At 39.3% G+C, this 18,792-nt stretch carries 12 protein-coding genes; 8 read left to right on the top strand and 4 right to left on the bottom strand.

Going from position 1 to position 18,792, the window contains the following annotated elements:
• Positions 1 to 458: 458 nt before the first annotated feature.
• Positions 459 to 1,445 carry a DUF2125 domain-containing protein gene (locus tag ACFIMC_RS07370; RefSeq protein ID WP_375668526.1) on the top strand — a complete coding sequence of 329 codons (987 nt, stop codon included), beginning with the start codon at positions 459 to 461 and terminating at the stop codon, positions 1,443 to 1,445.
• A 1,313-nt stretch (positions 1,446 to 2,758) separates the two neighbouring features.
• Here ACFIMC_RS07370 and ACFIMC_RS07365 read toward each other — a convergent pair.
• The gene (locus ACFIMC_RS07365) at positions 2,759 to 7,423 is read right to left on the bottom strand and encodes an NAD-glutamate dehydrogenase (protein ID WP_375683777.1); all 4,665 of its coding nucleotides are present in this window, start codon (positions 7,421 to 7,423) and stop codon (positions 2,759 to 2,761) included.
• Between the two features lie 310 nt (positions 7,424 to 7,733).
• On the opposite strand from ACFIMC_RS07365, the gene ACFIMC_RS07360 reads away from it, so the two are divergent.
• The 4 genes from ACFIMC_RS07360 to rpsP all read left to right on the top strand — a co-directional run bounded on the left by ACFIMC_RS07360 (position 7,734) and on the right by rpsP (position 10,934).
• Entirely contained in the window at positions 7,734 to 8,390 is a 657-nt protein-coding gene (locus ACFIMC_RS07360; RefSeq protein WP_375612226.1) for a carbonic anhydrase, read from the top strand.
• A 230-nt stretch (positions 8,391 to 8,620) separates the two neighbouring features.
• On the top strand, positions 8,621 to 10,189 hold the full coding sequence (ffh, locus tag ACFIMC_RS07355; protein ID WP_375671997.1) for a signal recognition particle protein: 1,569 nt from the start codon (positions 8,621 to 8,623) through the stop codon (positions 10,187 to 10,189).
• A gap of 24 nt (positions 10,190 to 10,213) precedes the next feature.
• Positions 10,214 to 10,543, top strand: a complete 330-nt coding sequence (locus ACFIMC_RS07350) for a chorismate mutase (RefSeq protein WP_273790075.1) — start codon at positions 10,214 to 10,216, stop codon at positions 10,541 to 10,543.
• 16 nt (positions 10,544 to 10,559) lie between these two features.
• On the top strand, positions 10,560 to 10,934 hold the full coding sequence (gene rpsP, locus ACFIMC_RS07345) for a 30S ribosomal protein S16 (protein WP_375654305.1): 375 nt from the start codon (positions 10,560 to 10,562) through the stop codon (positions 10,932 to 10,934).
• 135 nt (positions 10,935 to 11,069) lie between these two features.
• Here the strand turns inward: rpsP and ACFIMC_RS07340 are convergent, their stop codons facing one another.
• Positions 11,070 to 11,285: a DUF1674 domain-containing protein gene (locus tag ACFIMC_RS07340; RefSeq protein ID WP_273790074.1), complete on the bottom strand. Its 216-nt coding sequence runs from the start codon at positions 11,283 to 11,285 to the stop codon at positions 11,070 to 11,072.
• 83 nt (positions 11,286 to 11,368) lie between these two features.
• Here ACFIMC_RS07340 and htpX point away from each other — a divergent pair, with 83 nt between their 5' ends.
• The 3 genes from htpX to ACFIMC_RS07325 all read left to right on the top strand — a co-directional run bounded on the left by htpX (position 11,369) and on the right by ACFIMC_RS07325 (position 15,637).
• Complete coding sequence (gene htpX / locus ACFIMC_RS07335) at positions 11,369 to 12,415, top strand: zinc metalloprotease HtpX (protein WP_375634341.1); 1,047 nt, start codon at positions 11,369 to 11,371, stop codon at positions 12,413 to 12,415.
• 47 nt (positions 12,416 to 12,462) lie between these two features.
• Positions 12,463 to 13,827, top strand: coding sequence for an RsmB/NOP family class I SAM-dependent RNA methyltransferase (locus ACFIMC_RS07330; protein WP_375634343.1), 1,365 nt, complete (start codon positions 12,463 to 12,465; stop codon positions 13,825 to 13,827).
• Between the two features lie 64 nt (positions 13,828 to 13,891).
• A complete protein-coding gene (locus ACFIMC_RS07325) occupies positions 13,892 to 15,637 on the top strand; it encodes a heparinase II/III family protein (protein ID WP_375612721.1) in 1,746 nt (581 codons plus the stop codon).
• Between the two features lie 926 nt (positions 15,638 to 16,563).
• Here ACFIMC_RS07325 and ACFIMC_RS07320 read toward each other — a convergent pair.
• Entirely contained in the window at positions 16,564 to 16,716 is a 153-nt protein-coding gene (locus tag ACFIMC_RS07320) for a DUF1127 domain-containing protein (RefSeq protein ID WP_375612720.1), read from the bottom strand.
• 345 nt (positions 16,717 to 17,061) lie between these two features.
• Positions 17,062 to 18,681, bottom strand: a complete 1,620-nt coding sequence (gene purH / locus ACFIMC_RS07315) for a bifunctional phosphoribosylaminoimidazolecarboxamide formyltransferase/IMP cyclohydrolase (RefSeq protein ID WP_375680964.1) — start codon at positions 18,679 to 18,681, stop codon at positions 17,062 to 17,064.
• Positions 18,682 to 18,792: the final 111 nt, after the last annotated feature.

The following is an 18,792-nucleotide window of genomic DNA, read 5'->3' as shown; positions in this document are numbered from 1 at the left end:
TGCTGTAAAACAGTATGGTTTAAGCTAGAGGTAGAAAATCTATGTAAAACTTTACACATGAGGTGTTTTTTGTTAAAGGGTGTAATGGGTTTTTTTTAAGAAAATCTTGTTTATTGAGCTTATGAGATACTGTACTTTAGAACGATGTATAGGGACTTCTTGAAGTGATCAGTAGATAAAATCCGGTCGATTAAGAAGTTGGATTGTGTATAAACTGAACGTGGTTGGGAATCTTTATCCTTTTTAGGGTGGGGAGGAAGTTAAGAGATAAAGAAAGTTTGAATATTGTCTAAATCCTTTCAAATACCATCATCACAAAAAAGTTTTTCTTTGAGTTATTTAATTTGTGGGCTCTTTTGTCTTGCTCTGATATTTATTTATAGCGCACTCTGGTTTTTTTTTCGCGTAAAATAGAAGACTATGTTTCTGATATATTCACAAAAGTATCTTCCCATAATATGGCGGCGGTATGTGAGAATGTGCACAAGGATGGTTATCCTTTACGTGTCGGTGTTGTTTGTGACAAGTTTCAATTTTCTTGGCCTTTACATGGGGTTTCTTTATCGACGGGGCGTTTGACAGCTGGTGCACCAATTTACGCACCTCATTTGGTCGAGTTTAATGTTCATTCTCCTGCATTAATTGTTTTTTCCGGAAAAACTCCCATAGTATCGCATTGGCGCAATTTGGTGATTGAAACAGAGCCTTATTGGAAAACGGGTAAAACATTGAAGTTTATAGCTGAAGGGCTTGAGATTTCATCTTTTTCCTCTTCCCCTGAAGATCAAAAGCTTCAAGAAGCATTAAGAGCACCAACGACAGATAAAAAAACGACACAAGAAAATATTGAAGATCCGGCATCTTTGCAAAATACGCATGACGTGATTATTCAGCCGTTAGAACCACAAGATATGCTTCAAAAAATAACGGCAGAATTTTTTCGACTTGATCTTAAACATGAAAAGAATGATTTATCGGGACATATAACTTTTGACGGTTTTGATGCTTCTCCCTTTTTAAAATCTTCTTTTGTTGATATTCCTAAAATTGATGGCAATTTGAAATGGATTTTAAATGATGCCTCTCTTCTGTTTGAACATGAAGAAAAAAATTGGCAACAGCGACTGTATGGAAAAAGTGGACTTTTAAAGCAAGGTGAATTGACTTTTCATACAGGTGGTGCAGTGCGTATTAGTGGACCTTTTTCTTTTGATGATGAAGGATATTTGACAGCAAAATTTGAACTTGTCCTTATTCAGTCCATGAAGCTTCTTAACACTCTGCAGCGCTTATTTCCCGCGCAAGCCAATAATCTTCAAGCGTTATTTTTTATTTTGGGTGCTTTGCCTAAAAATGCGGACGGCGCTCCCGTTCTTTCCTTGCTCATTAACAATGGGTGGGTAAAACTGGGATTTTTAAAACTTGGTCGTCTTGCTCCACTTTAGGTGTTGTACCAAAGCCTTTTTTCATTTTTACTACCAAATTTCAACTTTTTCTGATTTTCACACTTTTTTGCAATTTTAGAGTGTCAAAATCTATTTTAACAAAATGCGTATTTAATGGTAAAAAAATAGCTATAAAAATAAAAAATTATCACCTACTCCTAACTCGTCCAACCTCTTTTCACTTAGTACAAAATCTTATGTCAAACTACATATAGCAACAGTGTTTCTATGGAAAAAGTGGCATTTTAAAGTATGCTGAATTGCCTTTTTATACAGGTGGTATGGTACTTGTTAGGAACCTTTTTCTTTATATATGGAATGAGCATATTGCATATATCTGTTTGGGTGTAACCTCTTAAAACAAGTAAATAGCCTAGTTGGAGGAAGATATGAAGTTGTAAAGGGGAAAATCAACATCCATCTTTACTGTCATTTTTTATTCGATTTTACGCATTTCAAAAGCAGTTACAGTTATATCTTTTAAATAATGGATTAAGCTTATCCTTTTATTTCTGATATTTTTTAATGAAGCTATATGCCTTCCACGTAAAACAGAATATATTTGTATTGCATATTTACGCATTTGTTAAAAAAATATTTCTCAGTGCTTCCTATTTCACGATGTCGCCTGTGAATGGTATAAGGATAAAGCCATTAAGCACCATCATCTTTTCGGTTACGGAGTAACAAGCTAGGGGAAAACATCATCATATTATATTTGCTTATATTTGCTAATTCTCAATCTTACTGCAGCTTTTGGCACTTGTGGCGGTTTATGAGGGGCATTTTTAGTCCTTTCTTTACTGTTTTTATCTATTCGGCTTTCCCATTTGCAATATGCAAGGGGAAATGGGGTTAATTAATTGAATATAAATAGATTTTAAATGAGACAAATTTAGAATATCGGATTATCATAAAAATGATAAAATTATGATTGTAAATCAATATATTATATTTTTATGATGAAGGATATTTGACAGTAAAATTTGAATTTATTTTTTATTTTGAGTGCTCTGTCTAAAAATGCGGGATAGGGTTTCCGTTCTTCCCTTGTTGATTAGTCATGGATGGATAGAACGGAGCAAAAGCTTAGCTGTTTTGTACTGCTTTTAAGTCTGAAAGTTTATGTTTTTAGGGTGAGAAATCAATCCTGTTGTTTTTTTTGAAATTGTTGCAAACAATTCTATTGTGATAAATAGCGAGATTTTTATTTTTGGTGTTATGTCTAAAATGCAAACTTCTGCTCTGTCTTAGTTGGTTTGTTGTGGTGGTGGGATAGAACGGGAGATTGAGGGGGTCGTTTTGTATTTTCTTTAGGTTTGAAAGCCAATATTTTGAAGTTGAGAAATCAATCCTGCTGCAAAAGTAAAACGAGAAATATTGAGATCATTTTCAATAAGGGCGCTAATGCGGTTTGTAATGTTGTGAATATGATCTTCTTCTGTTTTTTTCCAAGTGTCAAAAGGATCTTTTTTCTTTCCATAATTTTTGAGGATTTTCATAACGATTTGCCGAAAGCTTTCAGAAACATTTTCTTTGGCTTGGCTTAAAGCCATACTATCATAATAATCTACTACAGGAATTATACGACTTGCTTCGTTAATGCGGTTTATACGAATGATTTGCGCAAGTGAAAAGTAGATCTCTGCGGTTTTAATAAGATCACTGTTGCTTTGTTTTGCAATCAAAGAAATATCACAGATTGTTGAAGCAGCTTCCAAGAGAGCTAATTGTTTCGCTAATGCTTTTGGTGCTCCCTCTTCGCTGTAGTGTAATGCTTTTTCTTCAATCTTTTGCTTAATATCGTTGCCGTGAGAATGCATAAGCTCTTTTTCAATAACGCTACGGGCTTGTTTTATTGTTTTTACAATTTCTTCTAATGGACGTGAGAGATCTATGTTGTGCAAACCCCAATTGGTTGTTTCAAAGAGCATTGGGGTCATTGTTGCGTAGAATTTATTTTGGACAAGACCGAGTATTTTATTATCAAGCTTATCAATTTGCTCAGACAATTGAGGAATTTCGAAACCATCGCGGATGGCAATGAAAACGCGAATAATATTTTCAGTCTTTTGTTCTGTTGCATCGTGTAGTCTATTAACAAAAGTGGGGCCTCCACGATTTACAATATCGTTGGCAATCAGCGTTGCGATAATATTACGACGCAATTGATGGTTAATAACTTCCTTCTTAAAATTTTCTTGAATTTGGGTTGGAAAATAGTTCAGCAAGGCTGTATTGAAATAGTGATCATCAACAATGGGGCTATTAGCAATTTCTTCTTTTAAGGTCAATTTAGCATAGGCAAAAATAACGGCGAGTTCTGGACGGAGAAGACCTTTGCCTTGGGTTGTTCTTTGTCGTAAAATTTGCTCATCAGGGAGTATTTCAACTCTACGATCTAGAAGCTTTTTTTGTTCTAAATCGTGCATAAAGCGTATTTGATAGGGCAAATCAGTAGTGCTTTGGTTTTCCGCCAAAGAAAGCGCAAGGGGTTGTAGATAATTGTTGCGCAAGACAAGTTGCTCGACTTGAGGCGTCATTTTTTTCAAGAGCTTATTGCGTTCTTCGCGGGTTAACGTTTTGGCACGTAGTGCTGATGCAAGAACAATTTTGAGATTGACCTCAATATCAGAACAATTCACACCAGCAGAATTGTCAATGGCATCCGTGTTGCATCGACCACCATTTAAGACATATTCAATCCGTCCACGTTGTGTAACACCAAGATTAGCTCCTTCACCAATAATTTTTGCACGCACTTGTTCTCCGGTAATGCGTATTGCATCATTTGCTCGATCACCTACTTGGGCATCGTTTTCTGTTGCAGCACGGATATAAGTACCAATGCCACCGAACCATAAAAGATCAACAGGGGCTTTGAGAAGAGCAGAGATAATTTCAAAGGGTGTTCCTGTTTGTTTTTCGAAACCAATGGCTTGTGCTGCTTCAGGTGAGAGAGTAATGGTTTTTTCTTTTCGTGAGAAGATGCCACCGCCCTTTGATAATTTGGTTTTATCGTAATCCTGCCAGCTTGAGCGAGGTAGTCTGAAGAGACGCGTACGCTCTACATAGCTTTCGTCTATGTTCGGATCTGGATCAATAAAGATATCGCGGTGATCAAAAGCGGCAATCAATTTTGTTTGTTTGGAAAGCAGCATTCCATTGCCAAAGACATCACCAGACATATCGCCAACACCGACACAGGTGAAGGGCGTTGTTTGAATATCGTGATTAAATGATTCTCTAAAATGTCTTTTGACGGCTTCCCATGCACCTTTAGCTGTAATACCAATGTCTTTGTGGTCGTAACCTGCTGAACCTCCAGAGGCAAAAGCATCATCAAGCCAAAAGTGGTTTGCTTGGCTGATGGCGTTGGCTGTATCAGAAAAAGTTGCTGTTCCTTTGTCCGCCGCAACAACAAAATAGGGGTCAGGGTCATCATGACAGATGACATTGTGGGGAGAACTTATTTTGCCGTTAATCAGATTGTCTGTAATGGAGAGCAAAGCTGTTATAAAGTCTGTATAAGCTTGTCGTGCTGCTTCTATGATGACAGCACGGTCATTTGTTTGGGGAAGCCGATGGGGATAGAATCCACCTTTTGCACCTGCAGGAACGATAACCGCATTTTTAACTTGTTGGGCTTTGACTAAGCTAAGCACTTCGGTGCGGTAATCTAATGCACGGTCAGACCAACGAATGCCGCCACGAGCGATAGGTCCAAAACGCAAATGGACCCCTTCAACTTCTGGTCCATAAACAAAAATTTCTCGGTAAGGGCGCGGTTCAGGCAAACCTTCAATCTGGCGTGGATTTAATTTGGTGGCTAAAATACGCCGTGGACTTCCATCAGGAAGAGGCGTAAAGGCATTCGTTCGTAAACTCGCCTCGATAAGGTTACAATAACGGCGTAAAATGAGATCATCATCTAAACCAGAGACTTTCCGTAATTTTTCTTCAATGCGCTTTTGAATAACTTGTTGGTTTTTTTCTCGTTCTTTTTCTGTATGGCTTTGATGAAATTTTAAATGAAATAAAGCATAAAGATCTTGGGTAATGTCAGGATAAGCATTTAAAGTTTGGGCAACGCGATCTTGCGAATAAGGAATTCCAGCTTGTTGGAGATAGCGCCCATAATGGCGCAAAATAACAATTTCATGCCAATCAAGCTCAGCTGTTTGGGTGAGAGCATTAAAGCCGTCATTATCAGCATTTTGTGCCCAAATGGCTTCAAAGGTTTCGGCGTGTTTTTGACCGTCTTTTTCAAAATCGATACAGCGTTGGAAAGTACTTTCTAGCTGCATATCATGAAGATACACAGAGCGCCCATTGCCATCTGGTAATTCAAGGGTTTGTTCAGCAATAACGCGAAACCCCATATTTTCAAGGAGTGGTACACGTTTGGAAAGGGCAAGTGCTTCATGGCGGTGAAAAAGCCGAAGAGAAATGCACTGTTTTTCTTTGTTTTGTGCGTGATAAAAGATCACGAAAAGGGGCTTTTCATCATGAAGACTTAGAATATGTCCGGCATCGTTAATAGCGTTTTCAGCTGAAAATAAATCACGATAGCTGTTGGGGAATTCACTGGCTAGACGTGTTTGTTGCTCTGTTATTTTCTTGTTAAGAGCGATGGCTTGAACCCTGTCTTCCCAACTTCGTGCAATCGAACGTACATGTTGTTCAAGTGTGGAGCGCTCGTGAAGGGGAACAGTTTCGTTTCCTTTGCGATGGATGATATAATAGACACGTATAAGGGTACTTTCCAAAAATAGCGGATAAGATTCAAAAAAGTCACCTTTATAAAGCTCTACAAAATGTTCGCCAACTTTTTCACGCAGGCTGCTGCTATATTGGTCACGCGGTACGTAGACAAGGATAGAAACAAAGCGTCCAAAAGAATCAGTGTGGGCAAGAACCCGTAAACGTGGGCGTTCATCTAATTGTAGAATAAGCTTAGTGTTTTCTGTCAATGTATCAACATCAGAGCGAAACATTTCATCTCTTGGATAGGTTTCTAAAGCACTGATGAGTGCTTTTCCTGAATAATCGGCGTGATTGTGTCCAAGACGTTGAATAATAGTTCGGGCTTTTTCTTTTAAGAAAGGAATTTGCAAAATAGAACGTGTATAAGCTGAGGAGGTAAAAAGCCCTACAATGCGTAATTCTCCACAGAGTTGGTTTTCTTTATCAAAGATTTTAAGACCAATATAATCGAGCCAAACAGAACGGTGAATTTTGGAGCGGCTGTTCGCTTTTGTCACGATAAACAGATTATCGCTTTCCATGAAGGATAAAACTTCTTGAGGAGGTTCTTTCATACTTTTATCGTCAACAATATGAATAGAAGCATCCGTGAGTATACCAAGTTCAATATTACTTGCCGTAAAGGATTTTAGGGGTTTTTGGTCTTTAATGAAGTTGTAAGTGCGCATACCAAGGAAAATGAAATTATCGTCCATTAGCCAGTGAAGAAACTCAATGGCCTTTTCGCCTTCTTGTTTGTAGTGCGGGGGAAGACTTATTTGGTAGGCATGAATATGCTTTTCAACTTCTTCAAGCATAGGTTTCCAGTCTTGTACAGCAGCATTAACCTGTTCAAGAACTAAGGTGAGTTCATTTTCAAGTTTTTGTATTTGCTGTTTGTTTAATGACTCGATGTGAATTTGCATCAGACTGATGCGTTTTCCAGAAGCACAATCAATAATGGGGTGTGCAATCAAATAGATATGGTTTTTGTGTTGATTAAAAACATTTAAAATAGAATCCAGAAGGAAGGGTTTGTTATCATTGACAAGCGTGATAACGGTTATAGGTTTGTTACTGCGGGTTAAATTTTGCTCAAAGCAGATGGTATTTTTTCCCGTCTGATGGAGATTAAAAGCTTTTACCGCGATGGCTGTGGCTTTTTGAAGTTCTTCATTTTCATAATAAGCAATATCTTCTTTATCGGTTTGGGCAAAAAGGATTTGTTCTATTTTATCTTGGGTGTTTTTTGTCTCTGTTTTTTTTGGTGCAACACATTCACTCTCCCTTTTTGCTCTTAAGGGGTCTTTATTAAAAGCAGACCATTATATTTTTTATATACTGTAACACCTTCTTTCTAAAGAAAATAGCTCTTTATTTGGAAAGAATGAGTTTGTTTTTGCTATTTTTTAGTAATATTTTGTACTTTAAAGAAATATTTTGCTTCAAGGAAAGGGCGCTTTTAGTATTTTTGTATGTTAATAGTTTGTTTTTTAAAATATACAAAATGAAAGTAAAAAAAGAAGCAAAAGTAAAGAGAGAATGGCGCATTTACCAGAAAGACTTTTAAGTGGTTACCAAAACTTTATAAACAATCATTTTTTATATAAAATAGCAGATTATCAGCAATTGGCGATTGAGGGGCAGAAACCTGAAGTTTTGGTCATTGCTTGTTGTGATTCGCGTGCAGTACCAGAAATGATTTTTGATGCTAAGCCAGGGGAAATTTTCACTCTGCGCAACGTGGCGAATGTGGTTCCTCCTTTTTCTCCTGATGACCAATATCACGCAACATCAGCAGCTCTTGAATATGCTGTGCAATTGCTTGAGGTGAGACATATTGTCGTTTTTGGTCATGCCCATTGTGGAGGCATTCGTACTGCTCTTAATGAGACATATAAATCTTTATTATCAAATGATTTTATCGGTCAATGGATAAGTCTTTTAGCACCAGCAGCAGAAATCGTTTTGAATAATAAGTCGTTGTCTTGGCCAGAAAAACAGACGGCATTAGAGCAGCTTTCTATTCGCCATTCGTTGAGAAATTTAGAGACGTTTCCGTGGATAAAGCTTCGCAAAGATCAAGGTTTTTTGACATTGCATGGTGTTTGGTTTGATATCTCTAGCGGAAAATTATGGAGCATGGAACAGGAAACAGGTTGTTTTATGCGTGTTGAAGTTGAAAGTTTTGAAGTATAGTATTTGTTGTTTTTATTTCTTCGTATAAAAAGATATTTTATGATAAAACTTGACAAAGCTGGGGTTTTATTGTTTGAAGGAGCAAGCTTTCAGTGACAAAATTAACTTGGAGCCACCGACTGAGACCCCAGTTTAAGGGTATAAAGAGATCTCAGAGGTCAACATCCGACGGCGCGATGCGTTCTCGGATGCTATTTTGGTTTGTTTGTTATGCAACAATGAGGTAAATGATGTTTGAATCCTTGCAAGAGCGACTTGGTTCTATCCTGTCTCATTTGACGGGACGTGGCGCTTTATCGGATCAGGATGTTGTAGAGGCGCTGCGTGAAATTCGTCGCGCTTTATTGGAAGCTGATGTTGCTCTTGATGTTGTGCGCTCTTTTACCGATAGAGTTCGGGAAAAAGCTGTTGGGGCCGAAATCGTTAAATCAATTAAACCAGGCCAAATGGTGGTTAAAATTGTTCATGATGAATTGGTTCATATTCTTGGAAATGAAAGCGTTCTGAGTGATTTAAATGCACCAGCTCCAGTTGTTATCATGATGACTGGTTTGCAAGGTTCGGGAAAAACAACCACAACAGCAAAGCTTGCAAAACGTTTTACTGATAAGCACAATAAAAAAGTTCTCATGGCGTCATTAGATACACGCCGTCCCGCTGCACAGGAGCAATTGCGCCAATTGGGAGAACAGGCAAAACTTGCAAGCTTGCCTATTATTGCGGGTCAGCTGCCTGTTGATATTGCATCACGTGCCGTACAGGCTGCTAAATTGGGTGGTTATGACGTGCTTCTTCTTGACACAGCAGGACGTAATCATATTGATGAAGCTTTGATGCTCGAATTGGCTGAAATTAAAGCATGTTCCCTTCCTCATGAGATTATGTTGGTGGCTGATAGTTTGACGGGGCAAGATGCCGTTCATCTTGCTCGTTCTTTTGATGAGCGTGTAGGGATTACGGGGATTATTTTAACACGTATGGATAGTGATGGGCGTGGTGGCGCTGCTCTTTCTATGCGTGCTGTTACAGGTAAACCAATTAAAGCAATTGGAACTGGTGAAAAAATAGATGCTTTAGAAGAATTTCATCCCAGTCGTATTGCTGATCGTATTCTCGGAATGGGGGATATTGTTTCTTTGGTTGAAAAAGCTGCTGAAACAATGGATCACGAGAAAGCTGCTGCTTTTGCAAAAAAAATGCAAGCTGGAAAATTTGATCTGAATGATCTTGCAGAACAGTTGCAGAAAATGAAAAAACTGGGTGGAATGGGCGGTATTATGGGCATGTTGCCAGGAATGGGGAAGGTCAAAGAGCAGATTGCGGCTGCGGGGTTTGATGATCGTTTGTTTGATCGTCAATTGGCCATTATTTCATCTATGACACCCAAAGAGCGGGCGAATCCAGAGCTTTTAAAACATAGCCGCAAACAACGAATTGCTAAGGGGTCTGGTACGACAGCGGCTGATATTAATAAACTTTTGAAGATGTATCGCCAAATGGCTGATATGATGAAAGCCATGGGTGGTAAAGGAAAAAGTGGTTTTATGGGAAAGATGTTGGGAGGCCTTGGTTCCAAAATGGGTTTTGGTGGTATGGGAAACTTGGGAGGGGATTCTCCAGCTATGCCGGATTTGTCGGGATTGGATCCAAAGCAATTCTCAACGCTTCAAAAGCAAATTGAAAATGGTAATGGAGGGAAGCTCTTGCCCAGACTTCCTAAGCGTGGACCTACATTTCCTGGTCTTTCCAATGGCATTGTCGATGGGGGAAATTTTCCTCAGCATCCTAAGAAAAAATAAGATGTAAAGAGGGAAAGGAATATAATGCAGGAAACAGTATTAAACGAATTGGCACATTTACGAGCATCCATTGATAATTTTGATGCAACTTTGATTCATATCTTAGCAGAGCGGTTTCGTTGTACGAAAGCTGTTGGGCGCTTAAAAGCGCGTTATGATTTACCTAAAGTAGATCCTCTGCGTGAGCAATATCAGGTAGCGCGTTTGCGGCAATTGGCTATGGATAGTGATCTTGATCCTGATTTTGCTGAAAGATTTTTAAAATTTATTATTAAAGAAGTTGTGAGTCATCATGAAGTTATTGCTGAAGAGCAAAAAACAAAAAAAGTCAATTTAAACGAAAGCCAGAGCTGACAATAGGAGATAAAATATGGCATTGAAAATTCGTTTGTCCCGTGGAGGTTCAAAAAAACGTCCTTACTATCATATCGTCGTTGCAGATGTTCGTAGTCCGCGCGATGGGCGGTTTCTTGAACGTGTTGGTGCATGGGATCCAATGTTGCCTAAAGATGGACCGAGGGTGAAACTTAATGAAGAACGTATCCAATATTGGCTTGGGCAAGGGGCTCAACCAACAGATCGCGTTTTACGGTTTTTAGATGCAGCTGGCTTGAAAAAGCGTCCAACTCGTAATAATCCACATAAAGGTGAACTGGGTAAAAAAGCACAAGAACGTATAGCAGCAGCAAAGCAAGCAGCAGAAGAAGCAGCGGCAGCGGCTGAAGCAGAATCTGCTTCAGCATAAGAAGCATGATTGTTTAATCAATGTGTTTTTAAAAGCTTTAGAAAAATAAATATTATCCGTTTTTGTCTATCAAAAACGGATTTTCATTAAAAAGCTGCTTGTTTAAATTGCGCCGTTTTTTTTAAATCAATGGTTTTAAAAATCAATGGCGCGGCCTTTAATTTCCCAGTCTCCATAGCGGGAAGGGTCTTTGCCGCCGCGTCCGCCGTTTTCTAAAGGTTGTTCTTTTTTTGCTGCGCGTTTTCGTCTTTCTTCAGCTTCTTTAAGGGCGCGTTGTGCTGCGGGAGAAAGAGATTGCTGTTTAACGACAGTTGCATTTTTTTTGCTTGTTTTCTCATCTTTTTTATTCATTTTACACCTATTCCATTGAAGAAGCAGAAAGAAAACACCATCATATAGTATTGATTGACTTTTATCATGGAGTTTTTTGAGTAATGAATATAATGCGTACAGCTATGCTTTTGGCTTTTTTAACTGCTCTTTTTATGGGAGTTGGTTATCTTGTTGGAGGGGGTGGTGGCATGGTCATTGCTCTTTTGATGGCAAGTGGTTTAAACTTTTTTTCTTATTGGAATTCAGATAAAATCGTTTTACGCATGTACGGGGCGCGTGAAGTTGATCAGCATTCAGCACCAGTTTATTATAAGATTGTAAGCGATTTAGCTAAAAAAGCTTCTCTTCCTCAACCAAAAATTTATGTTATTGAGAATGCACAGCCAAATGCTTTTGCGACGGGACGTAATCCGCAAAATGCAGCTGTTGCTGCAAGTACTGGGTTGTTAGAGCGGTTAAGCGCTGAGGAAATTGCCGGCGTTATGGCGCATGAGCTCGCACATATTGAGCATCGTGATACGTTAACAATGACTCTAACCGCAACGATTGCAGGGGCAATTTCAATGCTTGGTAATTTTGCTTTCTTTATGGGAGGACAGCGTAACTCTTCAGAAGATTCTCATGGCGCAGGGGCAATTGGAGGATTTATTGCATTGCTTGTGGCGCCTTTTGCAGCGATGCTGGTGCAAATGGCGATTAGCCGTACACGGGAATATGCTGCGGATCGTAGAGGGGCTGAAATATGTGGTAATCCTTTATGGTTGGCTTCGGCATTGCGTAAGATTGCTGATGGGGGACGTGGGGTATATAATGAAGAAGCAGAGCATAATCCAGCAACCGCGCATCTGTTTATTATTAATCCTTTGAGCGGTGAGGGAGCGGATAGTCTTTTTTCGACACATCCAGCAACTGCAAATCGTATCGCTGCTCTTTATCAGCAAGCAGAAGAGATGAAAGGGGCTCTTGCCAAAAGTGTGGGATGGAATAAAGAAGACGCTATACATGAAAAAAGCAGCGGGATGAACTATGGAGATTTTCATAGTGGTCAGACTCATGTATTAGGTGAACAGGAAAACAGTTCTTTTCAACGTGTTACAAAACGTCCTTCTTGGCTTCGTTATGAAAATTCAAAAAGATCTCGTTCATAGAGTTATTGAGGGAGCTTTTGAGAAAACTGTGATATAAAGGTGGTGTTTTGAAACACAAAAAAGCGGGGCATGTGTCTGAAAAAAATGTTCCAGGATTAGCTGTTCGGCAGGTGTGTGTGCGTCTTTTTGGGGCGGTAGTTGATAAGTACACGCCTCTTTCTGGTTTGACAGATAATGAACACGGAAATCCACAATATTTAAAACTTTCACAACGAGATCGTTTGTTATGTCGGGCTATTTTAACAGCTTCATTGCGTCATCGAGGGCAGATTATGGCGGCTCTCTCACGCTTTTTGGCGCGTCCTTTGCCTTCACAAGCACTTTCACTTCAGAATCTTTTGCATATCAGTGTTGCACAAATTCTTTATCTTGATATTCCTGATCATGCGGCTATTGATTTAGCTGTGCGTGTGGCGAAACTTGATCCTCGAATGCGCCGTTTTTCAGGGGTAGTGAATGCTCTTTTGCGCAATGTTGCGCGTGAGGCAGAGCCTTTACGCCAACAAGTTCCTACCATTGAAGGTGTTCCAGCGTGGTTTGGACAACTTTTAGTGTCAGCTTATGGAACAGAAAAGGCACATCAGATTATCGCAATTCAAAGTGTGGAACCCCCTCTCGATTTGACAGTGAAATCTGATAGTGGTGGATGGGCTGAAAGGCTTGGTGGTGTGGTATTGCCCAATGGTTCTGTTCGATTGAATCGTCTGGAGTGTTCTGTTTCTGATTTACCAGGCTATCGTGAAGGGTCTTGGTGGGTTCAAGATTTCGCTGCATCGTTGCCTGCTTGTTTACTTGGGAGTATTGAGGGTAAACGCGTTTCTGATCTTTGTGCGAGCCCTGGGGGAAAAACAGCACAATTGGCTTTGCAAGGGGCTGAGGTGACTGCAATTGAGCTTTCTGCTAACCGCATAAAGCGTTTAAAAGAAAATATGGAACGGCTTCATTTTTCAGTTCACATTTGGCAGGGCGATGTGAGAAATTTCTATCCCACACAGCTTTTTGATGCGGTTCTTCTTGATGCTCCTTGTTCTTCTACAGGAACAATCCGTCGTCATCCAGATATTTTATGGACGAAATCGAAGGATGATATCGTCAAGTTAGCGGCGTTGCAATATGATTTGCTTGTCGCAGCAATTTCTTTGGTGAAGGTAGAGGGGCGGATTGTTTTTTCCAATTGTTCATTGGCAAGAGAAGAAGGTGAAGATCTTATTGAGAAAATTTTGTCGACACGCAATGACATTGTTTTAGACCCTATTTGTCCAGAGGAAATAGGAGCACTGGAGCATTTGCTTTGTGAGGGGGTGTTACGGACAACGCCTGCGGATTTTTGTCATAAAAATTTTGATGCTGAGAAAACCGTATTTTTAGGAATGGATGGTTTTTTCGCTGCGCGCTTACGAAAAATTGCTTAATTAACGCTTCATTTACAAAAATGGTCGAAATTGTATTTGATTCAGCATAAATGGAGATGAAATTTTGGCGGTTGCGGTAAAAGCTCCTCAGGTAAAAGTGGCAGCCTGTATCGATACGATACAGAATGTTATGCGGCGTTTATGGGTTGGACCATTGTTTCGTTGGCGATTTTCAGGGTTTCGTCCTCATAAAATTTTAGCGCATCCCATGGATTTGCATGTAGCTGATCCGATGATGGCGCATGAATTTTATCATGGTCGTTTTGCTTTTGCTGGTCACATTGTTCATTCTGGTGCTGTTTCGCCGTTTTCATTGGTTCCACCAACGCTAGAATGGGAAGCGGCTCTACATGATTTTCATTGGTTGCGCCATATGGAGGCAGCAGGAAGTGATTTAGCTTCTGCACATGCACGCTCTCTTTTAGAAGACTGGTTTGACCATGCTGGTAAGAAGGTAAAAGGGCTTGCTTGGAGTGATCCTGTTGTGGCGCGGCGCTTGATTTCATGGATTTGTCATTCGAAAATGTTGTTAGAAGGGGCAAGTGAACGGTTTGAAAAACGCTTTTTACGTGCACTTGGTTTGCAATTTCGTTATTTGCGCGTAACAGTTTGTAGTATGGAGCACAATGATCAACGTTTACAAGCAGCAGTGGCTTTGACATTCGCATCTCTTGCTTTGCCTGTTTCAGCGGCAGTGAAAAAAAAGGTACAAACCACACTTATAGAGGAGCTTTCCCGTCAAATCCTAGTTGATGGTGGGCATATTTCCCGTAGTCCTGTTATTTTGCTGAATTTGTTATCGGATTTATTGTCGTTACGGCATCTTTTTATGCGTAGCAATGAAACAGCACCCCGTATTTTGATTGATTCTGTTGAGCGTATGTTGCCAGCTTTACGATTCTTTATCCATGAGGATCAAACGTTGGCCCATTTTAATGGGGTTGGTCCCCTTGTATCGGAACGGTTATCATCACTTTTGGAGCTTGATGAAACAGGAGGACATCCTTTTAGTTATGCCCGTTATTCAGGATTTCAGCGCTTAAAAGCCAATCAAACAACAGTGCTTGCAGATACAGGAAAGTTTCCACCTCGCTCTGTAGCACAGCAGGCTTGTTCGGGGTGTTTGTCTTTTGAAATGTCTTCACAAGGGCACCGTTTTATTATCAATGCCGGTGTTAATCCTGATGGGCGGGAAGAGTATCGACATTTAGGGCGTGTTACTGCAGCACATTCAACAGCTACGCTTAATGATTGTTCAGTGGGTGCTTTTTATCATAAAAAGAAAAATGGCGCGCCATTTTTGTTTGATGGACCAACAGATGTTCAAGTGTGCCGTATAGAGGATTCAGAGAAGACAGGTTTTATTGCGAGTCATAATGGTTATGTGCGACCCTTTAATCTTATTCATGAGCGTGGTCTTATTTTGGCGACAAATGGAGATACGATCGAAGGTTTTGATCGCTTTTTTATGCCAAATAAAGGGAGAAAGAGACACAAGAGTGTGCAAAATGAACAAAATTATGTTGCTGTTCGGTTTCATCTTCATCCACAAGTTGAAGTTAACTATGATGGCAAACGTGTGTGTTTAGCCGTAAAGAACGAGAACGTGAAGAGTGAACAAATATGGTATTTTATATCGCCTGACGCAGATATTTGTCTTGAAGATTCGATTGATTTTGCAGAATTAACAGGTCCACAACGGACACAACAGATTGTTTTATATTTTCGTCCTGCATTTCAGGAAAAAGTTCGTTGGCGTTTTATCCGTAAAGCGTTTGATAAAAAATTAGAACATTGTTCCAACCCATAGTATATTGCGTTTTATTTTGCGTGTCGCAAAACATTATTGTTTATTGTGGTAATATTCTCAAAATTTGAAGATCATATCAATTTTATACATGAAGAGTTTTGTTAGAGTATGGGTTGGATGTTTTTAGGCAAGGTTTGCTCATAGAATCTCATGAGGTGATGCTAAAAGGGATTGGCTCCAGAAAAAAGGTTTTTTGAAAGACCATTGTTGACAGATGAGTACTAGTTAAGGATTTTGATCCTTTAAAGATATGGAGAGAAAATTAAGCCGTTGCTTATCTTCGATAAGTTTTTAAGTGTGCTGTTGGGATCAATATTTCTCTCTGAGAGAGTTGCATTAATAGGATTACGCTCTTCACGAAAAACAGAGCGCTATTGTATTGTATATTCACGGACTTATTTTAAAGAAAAATCCCTTAACGCTTCCAAGCCTATTTTGCGACGATGCCCGTGATGGGTATAACGGTAAATCCATTAAGCACCCCCCATCTTTATGCTTATGAAGGAGCAGTTCGGCACTATCACACTATTTATCAGTGCCCAATGTTTGTAACAAGCTCTTGGCACTAGAGATAGTTCATAAGAGGCATTTTTAGCCTTTTCTTAATAGCTTTTATCCATACAGCTCCCCCGCTTGTAACGTGCAGGCGAATGGTTTTGGTTGATTCAACATACACAGATTTGAAATGGAAGAATTTTACGGTATTCGGGGTTCTAATTTAATATGAATAACGCTAAATTATTATTACAAATCAAATGTTGTACATCACAGAAGCATTGAAAATTCGAGAAACAATACATAACAATGGCCGAGAAAAATAACTCTTCTGCTCTTTGTTATTATACTAAAAATGAAGTTATAATAACAAACCACAAAATGCGCGCTTTTTTATAGCAAAGCATTCTCTCAAATATCTTAAACAATTTTCATAAAGATCTACGCGAATAACGTCGTGCAATTGAATCAATATCACCTCGACAAATTCCAAGATCGCTGAGTTCATATGTTGAAAGACGACTTAACGCATTAACGGTTCGACGATAACGGCGCCAATTACTATAAAAACGTAGAATATTCATATCCTCTACTCAAACTTTTCATTACACTCTTTAGTTTAAGAATAGAGTATATTACTAAAAAGAGTTGTGTTATAATATCATAGCAGGTATGCATCTAATACAAGATAATGTCCCTTTAACATTTTTCTCATGCGAAAAGTTAACCATTAAAAACATCAACAAGAACATCTTATCCCTAACCAATGGCTAAATTATGTGCATTTTCTGCGGTGATAAACTTCTTCACGTGTAGCTTCTTTGGATTGAATAACTGCTTCCATTTCAACATTTATCAATAGTCATACGATAATTATGAAAAATTCCTTGAAACATTTGTCTCATACGAAAAGAAAAGCAGCAAAATTATTAATGGCGGAAGTGACGTGTTCCTGTAAAAATCATCGCTAACCCCTGTGCATCAGCAGCGGCGATAACTTCTTCATCACGCATGGAGCCTCCTGGTTGAATAACTGCTGTTGCTCCTGCTTCAGCTGCTGCTAATAAACCATCAGAAAAAGGAAAAAATGCATCTGATGCAACAACAGATCCTTTTGTAAGGGTTTCTGTTAAGCCTGCTCTTTGCGCACTTTCTGCTGCTTTACTTGCAGCAATTTTTGCTGAATCGATGCGGCTCATTTGTCCGGCTCCAATTCCAACTGTTGCGCTATTTTTCGCGTACACAATAGCATTTGATTTAACGTGTTTTGCTACACGAAAAGCAAATTGAAGATCACGCATTTCATCTTGAGTTGGTGCCCGCTTTGTCACTACTTGCAATTTAAGATCATCGACTACCACGTTATCACGTGATTGCACTAAAATGCCTCCTGCAAGTGTTTTCGCAAGAAGTCCTCCACAACGTGGATCAGGAACTCCACCTGTAATGAGCAAACGAAGATTTTTTTTCTTGGCAATAATTTCACGTGCCGCCATTGTGGCATCAGGAGCAATAATCACTTCTGTAAAAATTTTAACAATCTCTTCAGCACATTCCTCATCAAGGGTTTGATTTAAAGCAACAATTCCACCAAATGCCGATACATTATCACACATAAGAGCTTTCAAATAAGCTTCTTTCAAATTTTCTCCTTCCGCAACACCACAAGGATTGGCATGTTTAATAAGAGCGACAGCAGCGGTTTTTTGCGGATTAAATTCTGCCACAAGTTCAAAGGCTGCATCTGTATCATTCAGATTGTTATAAGAAAGCGCTTTGCCTTGTAAAAGTTTTGCTGTTGCAATACCAAAACGTTTTTCATTATTGCGATAAAATGCTGCCTGTTGATGTGGATTTTCTCCATAGCGCATAACACTTTCAAGATGACCAGAAAAACTCTGCCACGATGGAGTTTCAATTTCTAAATCCCTTGCAAACCACGATGCTATTGCCGTATCATAAGCAGCGGTGTGTGCATAAGCGCGCATTGCTAGCTGATGACGCATAGATAAGCTTAAACATCCATTATGCTGCTTTAATTCAGCTAGAATCGAATCATAATCTTTTATCGCTGTTACAACACCGGTATAAGCATAATTTTTTGCCGCGGCGCGAACCATCGCCGGTCCACCGATATCAATATTTTCAAGAATCGTTTGCCCATCAGCTCCCGAAAGGATCGTCTCTTCAAAAGGGTAAAGATTCACCACCAAAAGATCAATTCCATGAATGCTGTTCTTTTCCATAGCTTCCCTATGGTTAGGATCTTCTCTTACCCCTAACAAAGCACCATGAATCAAAGGATGGAGTGTTTTTACACGCCCATCCATTATTTCAGGAAATCCGGTAACTTCAGCAACATCTTTTACGGGTAAACCAGCTGCTATGAGGGTTTTTGCTGTTCCTCCTGTTGAAATCAATTCAACATTGTAAGTAGCATGAAGGGCTTGTGCAAAAGCAACCACACCCGTTTTATCAGACACAGAAAAGAGAACACGACGAACCCGATGAAGATCAGGTATGGGAAAATTTTTGGCAACAACACCCATAACAGCAGCCTTAAAAATGAAAGAGTTAAAATTCTAGTAAAACACGCTTATACGTTTATAGCATAAGCCTTTAGCAAAATACACTGAAAGGATAAACTGTCTTTTTAGAAT

The organism is Bartonella sp. AP21QHHD (assembly GCF_042196205.1).
In the GTDB taxonomy this organism is placed as follows: domain Bacteria; phylum Pseudomonadota; class Alphaproteobacteria; order Rhizobiales; family Rhizobiaceae; genus Bartonella.
The sequence above is the reverse complement of the archived record's forward strand: the minus strand, read 5'-3'. Positions and strand labels throughout refer to the sequence as shown.

Coding starts and splice junctions, on each gene's coding strand:
- ACFIMC_RS07350 (WP_273790075.1), top strand. CDS start 10,214: ATGCAGGAAACAGTATTAAACGAATTGGCACATTTACGAGCATCCATT.
- ffh (WP_375671997.1), top strand. CDS start 8,621: ATGTTTGAATCCTTGCAAGAGCGACTTGGTTCTATCCTGTCTCATTTG.
- ACFIMC_RS07320 (WP_375612720.1), bottom strand. CDS start 16,716: ATGAATATTCTACGTTTTTATAGTAATTGGCGCCGTTATCGTCGAACC.
- purH (WP_375680964.1), bottom strand. CDS start 18,681: ATGGGTGTTGTTGCCAAAAATTTTCCCATACCTGATCTTCATCGGGTT.
- ACFIMC_RS07360 (WP_375612226.1), top strand. CDS start 7,734: ATGGCGCATTTACCAGAAAGACTTTTAAGTGGTTACCAAAACTTTATA.
- ACFIMC_RS07340 (WP_273790074.1), bottom strand. CDS start 11,285: ATGAATAAAAAAGATGAGAAAACAAGCAAAAAAAATGCAACTGTCGTT.
- rpsP (WP_375654305.1), top strand. CDS start 10,560: ATGGCATTGAAAATTCGTTTGTCCCGTGGAGGTTCAAAAAAACGTCCT.
- ACFIMC_RS07370 (WP_375668526.1), top strand. CDS start 459: ATGGCGGCGGTATGTGAGAATGTGCACAAGGATGGTTATCCTTTACGT.
- htpX (WP_375634341.1), top strand. CDS start 11,369: ATGAATATAATGCGTACAGCTATGCTTTTGGCTTTTTTAACTGCTCTT.